The sequence below is a fragment of the Tenacibaculum sp. AHE14PA genome (genome assembly GCF_019278465.1).
In the GTDB taxonomy this organism is placed as follows: Bacteria; Bacteroidota; Bacteroidia; order Flavobacteriales; family Flavobacteriaceae; genus Polaribacter; species Polaribacter bernardetii.
This window is the reverse complement of record NZ_CP058983.1, coordinates 2,202,394-2,215,431: the sequence shown is the minus strand read 5'-3', so window position 1 is coordinate 2,215,431 and position 13,038 is coordinate 2,202,394. Positions and strand designations below refer to the sequence as shown.

Below are 13,038 nucleotides of genomic sequence, written 5' to 3'. Positions count from 1 at the left end.
GATTTTTATTTTTAAGATAAAATTTATGCTTTTTTCTCAGCATCACCTTTTGTGCAGCATTCTTTTTTACAGTCAGCGTCACAGGTTTTCTTATCTGTGTCTTTTTTTGCACAACAAGCCATAGTGCAACCTTCTTTGCATTCTTTTTTACTTGTTTCTGAAGCTTTGTACATGTCGCCACTACCAATCCCTTCAACAAAAGCAATTAAATCGGCTTTATTTGTAATGTTTGCATCATATTTTACATTGGCAATACTATCGTTAAATACCACGTTAGCTTCTATTACTCCTTCTTTTTTAGATAAATCAGATGCTATTTTTTTAGCACATCCTATTTCGCAGGTCATTCCTGAAATACTTAAAGAAAGCTCTTTTGTATTTGCAGCAACTTCAGTTTTTTCTTCTTTAGTAGCGTCATCTTTCTTTGCTTCGTTTTTGCATCCAACGGCTAAAAAACTAACAAGAGTTAAAGCGAATATTATTTTTTGAATTTTCATCATTTTAATTTATTGAGTTATTTAGCAAAGTTATTAATAAAATCAAATTTATAGATATTAATAAACGAATTTTGTGCTTAAATGAATTGAAAATGAATAATCAACAACGAAAATGGTTCTATTTAGTAGTTCTTTCACTAGTTTGGGGAAGTTCTTTTATTTTAATGAAAAAAGCATTAATAAGTATATCGCCTATACATGTGGCTGCTTTACGAACTTTTTTTGCTGCTATTTTTGTGATTATAGTTGGTTTTAAAAGTTTACGAAAAATAAAAAAAAGACATTGGAAATATGTTTTCATAAGTACTTTAGTAGGTACCTTTTTTCCAGCGTTTTTGTTTGCATACGCAATTAAAGGAATCGATAGCTCAATAGCATCAATATTAAATTCACTAACACCATTTAATACTTTTATTATTGGTGCTTTAGTGTTTGGTTTTGCTTTTAAGAAAAGACAGTTTATAGGAATTTTTATAGGTTTGGTAGGAACGCTAATTTTAATTTTAAAAGGAGCAGACTTAAATCCAAATCAGAATTATTGGTATGCTTTGTTGCCAATTATTTCTTCAGTAGGTTATGCGTTTAATGTAAATATTATAAAGAAATACTTACATGATTTAGATGGGCTTACTATTACTACTGGGCACTTTTTAATAGTGATAATTCCTGTGTTAATAATATTAGGTTGTACAGGTTTTTTTACTGAATTTGAATTAAACTCTGAAACTAAGCTAGCGTTATTATATATAATTGTTTTATCAATTTTAGGAACAGCAATTGCAAAGGTGATATTTAATGATTTAGTACATATTTCTTCACCAATTTTTGCTTCTTCGGTAACTTATTTAATTCCGATTATAGCAGTAATGTGGGGAATTATAGACGGAGAGCAATTAAGTGTAATTCAATTGCTTGCTGGTGGAGTTATCTTATTTGGAGTTTGGATTACAAATAGATCAAAATAAAAAAGAGCCAAAACTTTCGCTTTGGCTCTCTTACTTATTTTAACGTTTTTCTATTTACTGAAAATCAGCATCAGAAACACCTTCGTTAATTTTTATTTCTTTTACTACGAAGTTTAAATTCATTGGTCCTGATTTTAATCCAATTGAATGTGGGAATTTAATTCCGTTTACTTCTTTATAGTCAGAAAACACAGTTGGTACTTTAGTTTCTTTACCATCTGGAGTTTTTACTGTTTTAACTTCTTTTACTTTTAATCCAGAAGTCATATCATAATAAACCTCAGTGTCATTATATTTTAAAACAATAGCATTTTTACCCTCTATTGGTTCTACTCTTAATAATTTACCTGCAGTGTATTTTAAATCACTAAAAAGAGCATTACTATTTTTTGCTTTTTCAACTTGCTCTGGCGTCATAGCTGTTTTCTGACCTCTAGCTTCAGAATATCCTTTAGTTCCGTCAAAAACAGATTTCTGCATTACATTACCCATCACAGCAATTGACTGAGACGTTTTGTTTGGTGCAGCAGCTTTAACAGTCATCGCTAACGGAGTTCCTTGAATTGTTGCGTTAGAAACTATAGTTACTGTTTTAACAGCCTTAACTTTGTCTTTCCCTCCAATTGCAGTAAAATATTTATTTACAACATTTGCAGAAGTCATTCCTGCAGGAATAGGTAGCGTCATTGCTGGCTTAGTAGTAGGGTTTCCTTCAGTATCGAAATAGTTGATTTTATAATCAGAATTTTTTTCTAAATTCTTTAAAACTTCAATTCCTTTACCAGTAATTATAATACGCGCTTTATCACCTCTAAAATATTTAATTGCTGCATTTTGAACATCGTCTAAAGTTACAGCGTTAATATTTTTTAAGTAGTTTTCATAAAAATCTACAGGCAAGTTATAAAGTGCAATATTTAAAGCATAACGAGCAGCGGTTGCAGGCTTTTGAACCTCCATTACAAAACCACCAACATATTTAGCTTTCGCATTTTTTAATTCTTCAGCAGATACTTTTTGATAACGAATTTTGTTGATTTCTTTTTGTATTTCTACAACAGAGCTATCTGTTACAGCATTACGAACACTTGCTGTTGCTCTAAATGTTGCAGCATCTCTACTTTGTCTAACACTAGAATAAGAGCCATAAGTATACCCTTTATCTTCACGTAAATTCATGAATAAACGAGCAGTTCCGCCACCACCTAAAATACTGTTTGCTAATAAAGCAGCATAATAATCTTTATCACCTAATTTTAAATCGATGTTATTTGCAACTACAATTTCTGATTGTACAGCATTAGACATGTTGATAAAGTTAATTTCGGTAGTATTTACGTTTTCTGGCTTAGAAAAAGCAACCGCAGGTACATTTCCTTTTTTCCAGTCACCAAATAGTTTTGTTACCATTTTTTTAGTTTCTGAAGGATCAATATCTCCAACAATTACTAAGTAAGCATTATTTGGTTTGTAGTAGGTATTAAAATTATTATGAACATCTGTAAGTGTAATATTACTGATAGATTCTTTGGTTGTAAATTCACCAAAAGGGTGATTTTTACCATAAATTAAAGCACCTTCAGCTCTTCTTGCGATTGCTGTTACACTTTTTTCATTTGATTTTAATCCGTCTAAAGTAACTTTAACCTCTTTGTCGAATTCTTCTTGGGTAAACTGAGAGTTCTTAACACCGTCTGCCATTAACCCTAATACTTCAGGAAAGTATTTTTTTAATGATGCAGCAGCAGCTCCAGAACTAAAAAAGTTAACACGAGCACCAAGATAATCTACCTTTTCGTTAAATTCATCTTTTGTAATATTTGTAGTTCCGCGGCCTAATAAGCTTCCCATCATACCAGATAAACCAGCTTTGTTTCCTTCAGCAACAGCTTTGTTATCAATAGTTAAACTTGCAGATGCTCTTGGTAATTTATGGTTTTCAACCATTATAACCTGTAGCCCGTTTGGCAATGTGAATTTATCAACTTTACCTAACTGTACTTTTGGTGCTGGTCCTGGCTTGGGTTGTACGCTTCTATCTATCTGTGCAGTTGTAGCAAAAGACATTGCTAAAATTGCGATAAGTGATACTATTTTTGTCTTCATAATATATTATTGTCTTTTGATTTATTTCTTTTTTGGTAAATATTCTAAAACTAATCGTTGATTAGGGTTTAAATATTTTTTAGCAACTTCTTTAATTTCTTCACGGGTAATTGAACGGTAAATGTCAATTTCTGTGTTAATTAAATTAGTATCACCATATAAAACATTGTAGCGAGCTAATGAATTCGCAATTCCTTCAACACTAGCGTTCGCATTCACAAAATTGTTTTCGAATTTGTTTTGTAATTTTTGATACGCCTTTTCAGAAATTAAGTTCGTTTGAATCTTTGCAATCTCTTCATCAATTTCTTTAGTTAAATCAGTTAAAGATGTTTTTCCTAAAGGAAGACCATAAACAATATAGGTTCCGTAATCTTCTTGGTTAGAACTGAAAGCTCCAACTTGTAATGCCATTTTTTTAGTATCTACTAATTTTTTATATAAAACAGAGCTTTTACCATCGCTTAAATAAGTAGAAATCATATCTAAAACTCTAGCATCTCTTGTTTTCATAGATGGAGTTCTGTAGGCATTAACTATAGCAGGTATTTGAATGTTAGCATCGTATGCCTTTGCATTTATTTGCTTAGTAATAGGATCTTCTTTTAAGAAGGTTCTGGTTATTTCTGCACCCTTAGGAATTGGGCCAAAATAATCTTGTACCATTCTCTTGGTTGTTTTAATATCAATATCACCAGCAACAACTAAAGTTGCATTATTAGGAACGTAGAATTTTTTATTGAACGCTAAGAATTCAGCTAAAGTAGCGTCATCTAAATGTTTCATTTTTCCAATAGTAGTTCCTTTATAAGGGTGTTTTTTAAAGATGTTCTTTTTAACGTTCTCTAAAAAGCTACCGTAAGGCTGATTATCTACACGTAATCTTTTTTCTTCTTTTACAACTTCATTTTGAGTATCAACTCCACCTTGATTAATAACCGGGTGTAATAAACGTTCAGATTCCATCCATAAACCTAACTCTAAATTATTAGAAGGAAAGACTTCGTAGTAATATGTTCTATCATCGGTTGTATTTGCATTGTTTTTACCTCCGTTAGAAGAAACAATTTTAAACCAATCTCCTTTTTTAATGTTTTTAGTTCCTTCAAATAATAAGTGTTCGAAAAAATGAGCCATACCTGTTCTATCTGGCTGTTCATCTTTTGCTCCAACATGATACATTACAGCTGTTGTTACTACAGGTGCAGATTTATCTTGATGTAAAATCACATGCATTCCATTACTTAAATCGTACTCTTCAAAGGCTACTTTTTGTGCATTAGCAGCAAAGCCAATAAACAAAGCAGCACTAAGAGTTATAATACTTTTTTTCATTGATAAAATTTTAGTTTTAACTGATTTTATTATATGTGACGTGAAATTAGGATATTCGTTACATTAAAAAAGGTAGAATAAATTATTTTTTTACAAACTGAATATTAATTTACTGAATTAAAGCTTGTTTGTTGTAAAAAATGTATATTTGCATCCGCATTTTCACTAAGAAAGTGTAAAATAAGTATAACGCAAAACAAAAAGTATGTACGCAATCGTAGAGATAGCAGGGCAGCAATTTAAAGTAGCAAAAGACCAAAAGGTATTCGTACACCGTTTACAAGACGCAGAAGGATCAGAAGTAATTTTTGATAATGTAATGCTAATTGAAGACAAAGGGAACGTAACTATTGGCGCCCCAGCTATAACAGGTGCAGGAGTAACTGCAAAGGTATTACGTCACTTAAAAGGTGATAAAGTAATCGTTTTCAAGAAGAAAAGAAGAAAAGGTTACAAGAAGAAAAACGGACACAGACAGTATTTAACTGAGATTCAAATCGAAGGAATTGCTGCATCTGGTGCTAAAAAAACAGTAACTAAAAAAGAAACTCCTAAGGTTGAGGCAAAAGCTGAATCTAAGGACTTAAGTTCAATGACTGTTGCTGAATTAAAAGCTTTAGCTAAAGAAAAAGGTATCTCAGGATATACTTCTTTAAAGAAAGCAGAATTAATTGAAGCGTTAAGCAAATAATTAACTTTAAAAACTTAGAGAGATGGCTCATAAAAAAGGTGTCGGTAGTTCGAAGAACGGTAGAGAATCAGAATCGAAACGACTAGGAGTAAAGATTTTTGGAGGACAAGCTGCAATTGCAGGAAACATTATTGTTCGTCAAAGAGGAACAACTCACAACCCAGGTGAAAATGTTTACATGGGAAAAGATCATACTTTACACGCTAGAGTTGATGGTGTAGTTGAATTCAGAAAGAAAAGAGACAACAGGTCATACGTTTCTATAGTTCCTTTCGAGGCTTAAGAAATTTTTGATTTAATAAATTAAAGCTCAAACACTTGTTGTTTGAGCTTTTTTATGTTTTAAAACGAAATTAAATTTAATGCAAAAAAAAACACTACTATAAAGTAATGCTTGTTTTTTTAATTTCTTATTGATTAATCCCCCAATTTATCAATACGATTCCCTTGTGTATTATATAACAAATATATGGCGTAAATATATTTTAAAAAGTTACTAATGTGTAAATGGTCTTAATTTGTGTGTAGATGGTTTTTGTATTGTTTTTTTAGGTAATTTTTTATGTTCTTTAGATCGTTTCTTCATTTTTAACGTTTTATTATTACATTAATATCAGTTACATTTGATAGAAATACTACTATATGTTAAAAGCTGTAATTGTTGATGACGAGCCTAAAGCTATACAGGGACTTACTTGGGAATTGTCTAATTTTGACACTGATTTAGAGGTTATAGAAACCTTTACGGAGGCAGAAGAGGCTATTAAATATATTAATAGTAATGCCATCGATTGTCTTTTTTTAGATATTGAAATGCCAACAATGGACGGTTTTCAATTGCTTGATAGATTAGATAAAAAAGATTTTGCAATTGTAATTACAACAGCTTATAATGAGTATGCAATAAAGGCTTTAAAAAATGAAGCGATCGATTATTTGCTTAAACCTGTAGATTCTGATGATTTAGAGGAAACATTAAACAGAGTTAAAAGTCATCATGTTAAAAATAATAACCACGAAAAATTCGAGCAAATACTAACAAACTTTAATAAAAAATTCAAAAAAAGAAAAATAACAATAAATACCGATGGTAAATTAATTTTTTTAGAAGAATCGGAAATTTTATTTGTTGAATCTGACGGTAATTATTGTTCTATTCATACAGTCAACAATAAAAAAATTGTAATAACAAAAAAGTTAAAAGAGATTAATTTATTACTCCCAGAAGAACATTTTTTTAGAATACATAATTCATTTATTATCAACTTAAACAAGATTAAAGAATTTTTAAGGTCGGATGGTTATGTGGTCTTAGAGGACAATCATAAAATACCAGTTTCACGTCAGAGAAAATCTGATTTTCTAGAAAAATTTTAAAAATGAAATCCTTCCTTGTAACAATCTTACTCTTTTTAAATACTATCACCTGTCTATCACAAAATAACGTTGACAGTTTAATCACTGGCGCTTTATTGAAAAAAGAAACTAGTTACTTTAAACTCCAACAGCATTTTAAAAGAGCTAGGTTTACTGATAATCAGATAAAAAATCTTTTAGAGGAAAGCAAAAAGAGTAATTATGTAATAGGAGAAATATTTGCAAAAAAAGTAGAAGGGCGTTTATTTAGAAATATTACAGAGTATGATAAGGCAGTAGAAAGCTATAACGAGGCGCTAAGACTCGCTAAAGAAATAGAAAGTAAAGAGGCTGAAATCGTAATATTAAATCAGTTAGGGGTTGTTTACAGGCGTCAAGATAAAATTAGATCTGCATTAAACAACCATCAAGCAGCTTTAGAGATTGTTACTCAAATAGAAAGTCCAAATGAAGATATTAAAAAGAGTAATAGTATTACTATAAATAGTATTGGGAATATTTATTTGGCTTTAAAACAATATGGAAGAGCTTTAGAAAAGTTTAACCAATCTATTCTTATTCAGGATAGCTTAGATGATAAAAGAGGTTTAGCAATTAATCATCAAAATATTGGATACGCTTATAAAAATATTGGCGATTTAGATTTAGCTTTAGAAAATTACCAAAAGTCTTTAAGATATAACACCTTAAATAATGATAAATTAGGAAAAGTAATTTGCCATAATAGTATCGCTGATGTTTTAATTCAAAAAGGAAAATATAATGAAGCATACGAATACATTGCAGAGGTTGTTGCTTCTGCAGAAGAAATAAGTAATAGATATTACTTGTCTGAAGTTTACAATACATATGGTTGGGTTTCAATAAAATTAAATAAAGATGAGGATGCTGAAGACTATTTAGAAAGGGCACTTAAAATAGGCTTAGAAAATAATATTCTTTCAAGCTTAACTTTATCATATGCACACTTATCTGAGTTAAATCAAAAAAAAGAGAATTATAAAAAAGCTTTAGAATACTATCATAAATCTATAGATGTAGAAAGAAGAACTTACAACAATAAAAATGTTAGGTATGTAAATAGTCTTATAGATAGGTATGATAGCGAAGTAAATACTAATAAAATAAAAGACTTAGCAAAAGAAAATGAAATTACTAAATTAAAACTGCTAAGAAATCGTAATATTTTAATTATCGCGCTGGTATCGATTGCTTTATTTGGAGTTTTATTGTACTCGATATACAGACAACGTTTGTTAAAAAATGATAAACAAATATTACTTTTAGAGCAAGATGCTTTAAGAATACAAATGAATCCTCATTTTGTGTTTAATGCGTTGAATTCTATTAAACTATATATTATAAATAACGAACAAAAAAATGCAGTTCGATATTTAAATAAATTCTCAAAGTTAATTAGAAGTATTCTGGAATCTAGTACGGTAAAAGAAGTTAACCTTGCAGAAGAACTTAAAACAATGACTTTATATATGAGTATTGAAAATATTCGTTTTTCAAATGCAATAGTATATGAAGAAAAAATAAGCTCAATTGTTAACTTAGAAGTTATTAAAATACCGCCATTAATTTTACAGCCATTTTTAGAAAACGCTATTTGGCATGGACTTTCTTCAAAAAAGGGAGATAAAAAAGTTGTATTATCTGTTGAGAAAATATCTGATGAATTTGTTCAAATAGATATAGTTGATAATGGAATTGGTCGTAAAGAAGCTTTTAGAATTAAAAGTAACAAAACGTTAAATAGAAAATCAATAGGCATTGATTTAACGAAAGAAAGATTAATGAATTTCTCTTCTCAGTTTCAAAACGATTATTCATTAGTTTATGTCGATTTACTTGATGAAAGTGGTAATATTAAAGGAACAAAAGTATCTTTAAAACTACCTTTAATTTAAAAATTAAACTTTAATTGTACCCATATTGCTTCTTTTATTTCGGTATTTAGGTTGCTAAAAGAAATACCAAGTAACCGAACAGAGTTTTTTAAAGATTCTTGATATAATAGTTTTTTTATAATAGGATAAAAATCTTGTTTATCCTGAATATAATTATCAGTAGTTTTACTTCTAGTTTGTTGTGTAAAATCACTGTACTTTATCTTTAAAGTAATCGTTTTTCCTTTTGTATTCGATTTTTTCATTCTTCGTTCTAACTCATCTGCTATTTTTTCGAGAGGTTGTAGCATAAAAATTTCCGAAGATAAATTTTCATTAAAAGTAGTTTCTGCTGCAACTGATTTTCGAATCCTATTTGGCTTTACCTCACTATTATGAATTCCTCTTACAATATTATAATAATGTAGTCCAGATTTGCCAAATAAAAGAGTAAGTTCTTCTAGTGTTTTTTTCTTTAAATCTAGCCCTTTAAAAATACCTAAATTATGCATTTTAGCAGCGGTAACTTTACCTACGCCGTAAAATTTATTGACAGACAGCTGTTCTAAAAAGGGAATAACATCATCAGGATTAATAGTTTTCTGACCATTAGGTTTGTTAATGTCAGAAGCAATTTTAGCTACAAATTTATTAATTGATATTCCTGCGGATGCTCTTAACTCGAGTTCGTTCCAAATACGTTCACGAATTTCTTCGGCAATTAAACTAGCCGATAAATTACTTTTTTTATTTTCGGTAACATCTAAATAAGCTTCATCTAAAGAAAGAGGTTCAACCAAATCGGTATAATCATAAAAAATTGCTCTAATCTTAGAAGATATTTCCTTGTAACGATCAAACCTAGGGGGAACAAATATTAAATGAGGGCATTTTTTTTTAGCGAGAAAACCACTCATAGCAGATCTAACGCCAAATTTTCGAGCTTCGTAGCTAGCAGCTGAAACCACACCGCGTATTTCATTACCACCAACAGCAAGAGGTTTATTTCTTAAGTCAGGATTATCTAATTGCTCAACCGAAGCATAAAAGGCATCCATGTCTACATGAATAATTTTACGATATGGTGGTTGAAGAGACATTTTTAGGATGCTAAATTAGAATATAAAATTAGGCATTTAAAAAGAAAAAGCACTCGAAAGAGTGCTTTTAAATTGATTTACTTTTTAAATTTAAGAACTTCAGATCGCCCTTTTTTAAATATTTTATTACTGGCATGTGTGCCTTTTCGTAATTCTTTTTGTTCTTCGTATGATAGTTGAATAATTTCTTGACAATCAGAAGAACATGTGTTTTCTGTTCTTTCTGCACATTCATCACACTGAATAAATAATAAATGACAACCTTCGTTTGCGCAGTTAGTATGTTCATCGCAAGCTTTACCACATTGATGACAATTAGAAACTACATCGTCTGTAATTCGCTCCGCTCTTCGGTGATCGAAAACGAAGTTTTTACCAATAAATTTATTCTCAATACCTTCATCTTTTACCTGACGCGTATATTCTATAATTCCACCTTCTAACTGAAAAACGTTTTTAAAACCTTTGTGTTTGTAATAAGCAGAAGCTTTTTCACAACGAATTCCGCCAGTACAATACATCAATAAATTTTTATCTTCTTTATTGTTTTTTAAATCTTCTTCAATAATATCTAAAGAATCTCGAAAAGTATCTACATCAGGTGTAATTGCGCCATTAAAATGCCCAATTTCACTTTCGTAATGATTACGCATATCAACACAAACAGTGTTTGGGTTGGCTAACATTTCATTAAACTCTTTCGCATTTAAATGCACACCTTTATCGGTAACATCAAAAGTATCATCATTTAAACCATCGGCTACAATCTTGTTACGAACCTTTACTTTTAATTTTAAAAATGATTTGTTATCGTGTTCAACTGCAACATTTAATCTAATATCTTTTAAAAAAGAAATAGCATCTAATTGTTCTTTAAGTTGTAAGAAATTATCAGCGGGAACAGACATTTGGGCGTTAATTCCTTCGTAAGAAACGTATGTTCTACCAAGAACCTCTAAATCATTCCATTCTAGGAATAATTTATCTCTAAATAATTGTGGATTTTCTATCTTAAAATATTGATAGAAAGAAATTGTTAAACGATCCTTACCGGCTTCGTCAATTAATGCAGCGCGTTCTTTTGCGCTTAACTTATTGTACAGTTGCATGCTATACTTTTTTTAGTTAGTCAAAATATTTGTTGATTTTTATAAAATCTTTGCAAATGTACTTCTTTTTTGATTTTTTTTGTTTAAAACCACACTTTTTACTTTAATTTGATGTTTTTTGAACTTTAACTAAAAATATCAATAAAAACAGATACAACTAATTCAATTTTTTTAAACCTTTGTATCATTATAGATTAACAGAACTAAATAATAAAAAATGAGAGTAGCAGTTGTTGGTGCCACCGGAATGGTAGGTAATGTAATGTTACAAATATTAGCAGAACGTAACTTTGGCGTAACAGAATTAATTCCTGTTGCTTCTGAACGTTCAGTTGGTAATAAAATTGATTTTAAAGGAACTGAATATACTGTTGTTGGTTTAGAAACAGCCGTTAAAATGAAGCCAGATTTGGCATTGTTTTCTGCAGGAGGCGAAACTTCTTTAATTTGGGCACCAAAGTTTGCAGAAATTGGTACCACGGTAATTGATAACTCTTCTACTTGGAGAATGGATTCAACCAAAAAATTAGTGGTTCCAGAAATTAACGGAGATGTGCTAACGTCCGAAGATAAAATTATTGCAAACCCTAACTGTTCCACGATTCAGCTAGTAATGGCATTAGCGCCTTTGCATAAAAAATACACGATGAAGCGTGTGGTAATTTCTACCTATCAATCTGTTTCAGGAACCGGTATAAAAGCAGTACAACAATTAGCCAACGAAGAGGCTGGTATTGACGGTGAAATGGCTTATCCTCATAAAATAGGAAGAAATGCTTTGCCACATTGCGATGTTTTTTTAGAAAACGGATATACTAAGGAAGAGATGAAATTGGTAAAAGAACCAAAGAAGATTTTACGTGATGCTTCTTTTTCTGTTACTGCAACTGCGGTTAGAATTCCTACAGCAGGAGGGCATTCAGAAGCTGTAAACGTACAGTTTAAAAATGATTTCGATTTAAAGGAAGTTCGTGAAATCTTAAATAATACTGCCGGAATTATAGTGCAAGATGACGTAGCGAATAACTTATATCCAATGCCAATAACAGCACACAATAAAGATGAAGTTTTTGTAGGAAGGATTCGTAGAGATGAATCTCAAGATAACACCTTAAATCTTTGGGTTGTTTCTGATAACCTTCGTAAAGGAGCTGCAACTAATACGGTACAAATAGCTGAATATTTAGTTGCTAATAACTTGATTAAGAAATCGATTACAGTTTAAAATGTAATTTTATATGTATACAATCCTGTGCTAATTAGTACAGGGTTTTTATTTTTGAAGAATGAATAAAGAACTAATAACTACAAATACCATAGTATTTGTAAAAGAAACGTTAAAGGGAGCAGAAGGAGGACATGATTGGTTTCATATAGAGCGTGTATATAAAAATGCTTTATTAATTGCCAAAGATGAAGATGTTGATGAATTTATTGTATCGCTAGGTGCGTTATTACACGATATTGCCGACGCTAAGTTTTATGACGGAGATGAAACTGTTGGGCCAAAGTTGGCACGAGATTTTTTAGAAAGCGAGCAAGTTACTGAAGAGATTATTATACATATAGAAAATATTATTAATTATATTTCTTTTAAAACAAGTTTGACGAACGGAGAAAAATTTAGCTCACCAGAACTAAGTGTTATTCAGGATGCAGATAGGTTAGATGCGATTGGAGCGATTGGAATTGCACGTTGCTTTAATTATGGAGGATTTAAAAATAGAGCTTTATATGATCCAGAAATAGCTCCGAATTTAAATATGACAAAAGAAGAGTATAAAAAATCTACAGCACCAACAATTAATCATTTTTATGAAAAGTTATTACTTTTAAAAGATAAGATGAATACGGAAACTGGTAAAAAAATTGCCAACGAAAGACATTTTTATATGAAAGGTTTTTTACAACAGTTTTACGATGAGTTTAATGGTGTTAAATAGTGGTTTATTTAAGAATAGTT

The 13,038-nt window shown here is 30.3% G+C and carries 12 protein-coding genes; 7 read left to right on the top strand and 5 right to left on the bottom strand.

Features of this window, described 5'->3' with window-relative positions:
* Positions 1-23: 23 nt before the first annotated feature.
* Positions 24-500, bottom strand: a complete 477-nt coding sequence (locus tag H0I30_RS10215; protein WP_255554367.1) for a cation transporter — start codon at positions 498-500, stop codon at positions 24-26.
* Positions 501-589: 89 nt separating this feature from the next.
* Between H0I30_RS10215 and H0I30_RS10210 the strand changes: the two genes are divergently transcribed.
* A complete protein-coding gene (locus H0I30_RS10210; RefSeq protein WP_218771759.1) occupies positions 590-1,462 on the top strand; it encodes a DMT family transporter in 873 nt (290 codons plus the stop codon).
* A gap of 54 nt (positions 1,463-1,516) precedes the next feature.
* On the opposite strand, the gene H0I30_RS10205 is transcribed toward H0I30_RS10210, so the two are convergent.
* Together H0I30_RS10205 and H0I30_RS10200 are read right to left on the bottom strand one after the other, a co-directional pair.
* Positions 1,517-3,568, bottom strand: coding sequence for a pitrilysin family protein (locus H0I30_RS10205; protein WP_218771758.1), 2,052 nt, complete (start codon positions 3,566-3,568; stop codon positions 1,517-1,519).
* A 21-nt stretch (positions 3,569-3,589) separates the two neighbouring features.
* Entirely contained in the window at positions 3,590-4,903 is a 1,314-nt protein-coding gene (locus H0I30_RS10200) for a pitrilysin family protein (RefSeq protein ID WP_218771757.1), read from the bottom strand.
* A gap of 205 nt (positions 4,904-5,108) precedes the next feature.
* On the opposite strand from H0I30_RS10200, the gene rplU reads away from it, so the two are divergent.
* From rplU to H0I30_RS10180, 4 genes are all read left to right on the top strand, one after another.
* The gene (rplU, locus tag H0I30_RS10195) at positions 5,109-5,594 is read left to right on the top strand and encodes a 50S ribosomal protein L21 (protein ID WP_218771756.1); all 486 of its coding nucleotides are present in this window, start codon (positions 5,109-5,111) and stop codon (positions 5,592-5,594) included.
* A gap of 22 nt (positions 5,595-5,616) precedes the next feature.
* Positions 5,617-5,877: a 50S ribosomal protein L27 gene (gene rpmA, locus H0I30_RS10190; RefSeq protein ID WP_218771755.1), complete on the top strand. Its 261-nt coding sequence runs from the start codon at positions 5,617-5,619 to the stop codon at positions 5,875-5,877.
* Between the two features lie 359 nt (positions 5,878-6,236).
* The gene (locus H0I30_RS10185) at positions 6,237-6,971 is read left to right on the top strand and encodes a LytTR family DNA-binding domain-containing protein (RefSeq protein ID WP_218771754.1); all 735 of its coding nucleotides are present in this window, start codon (positions 6,237-6,239) and stop codon (positions 6,969-6,971) included.
* Positions 6,972-6,973: 2 nt separating this feature from the next.
* Positions 6,974-8,887 carry a tetratricopeptide repeat protein gene (locus tag H0I30_RS10180; RefSeq protein WP_218771753.1) on the top strand — a complete coding sequence of 638 codons (1,914 nt, stop codon included), beginning with the start codon at positions 6,974-6,976 and terminating at the stop codon, positions 8,885-8,887.
* On the opposite strand, the gene dinB is transcribed toward H0I30_RS10180, so the two are convergent.
* A complete protein-coding gene (gene dinB, locus H0I30_RS10175) occupies positions 8,884-9,966 on the bottom strand; it encodes a DNA polymerase IV (RefSeq protein WP_218771752.1) in 1,083 nt (360 codons plus the stop codon). The genes H0I30_RS10180 and dinB overlap by 4 nt on opposite strands.
* A gap of 77 nt (positions 9,967-10,043) precedes the next feature.
* Positions 10,044-11,075 carry a rhodanese-related sulfurtransferase gene (locus H0I30_RS10170; RefSeq protein WP_218771751.1) on the bottom strand — a complete coding sequence of 344 codons (1,032 nt, stop codon included), beginning with the start codon at positions 11,073-11,075 and terminating at the stop codon, positions 10,044-10,046.
* A gap of 217 nt (positions 11,076-11,292) precedes the next feature.
* Between H0I30_RS10170 and H0I30_RS10165 the strand changes: the two genes are divergently transcribed.
* Together H0I30_RS10165 and H0I30_RS10160 are read left to right on the top strand one after the other, a co-directional pair.
* Positions 11,293-12,300 carry an aspartate-semialdehyde dehydrogenase gene (locus H0I30_RS10165; protein WP_218771750.1) on the top strand — a complete coding sequence of 336 codons (1,008 nt, stop codon included), beginning with the start codon at positions 11,293-11,295 and terminating at the stop codon, positions 12,298-12,300.
* A 61-nt stretch (positions 12,301-12,361) separates the two neighbouring features.
* On the top strand, positions 12,362-13,018 hold the full coding sequence (locus H0I30_RS10160) for an HD domain-containing protein (protein ID WP_218771749.1): 657 nt from the start codon (positions 12,362-12,364) through the stop codon (positions 13,016-13,018).
* Positions 13,019-13,038: the final 20 nt, after the last annotated feature.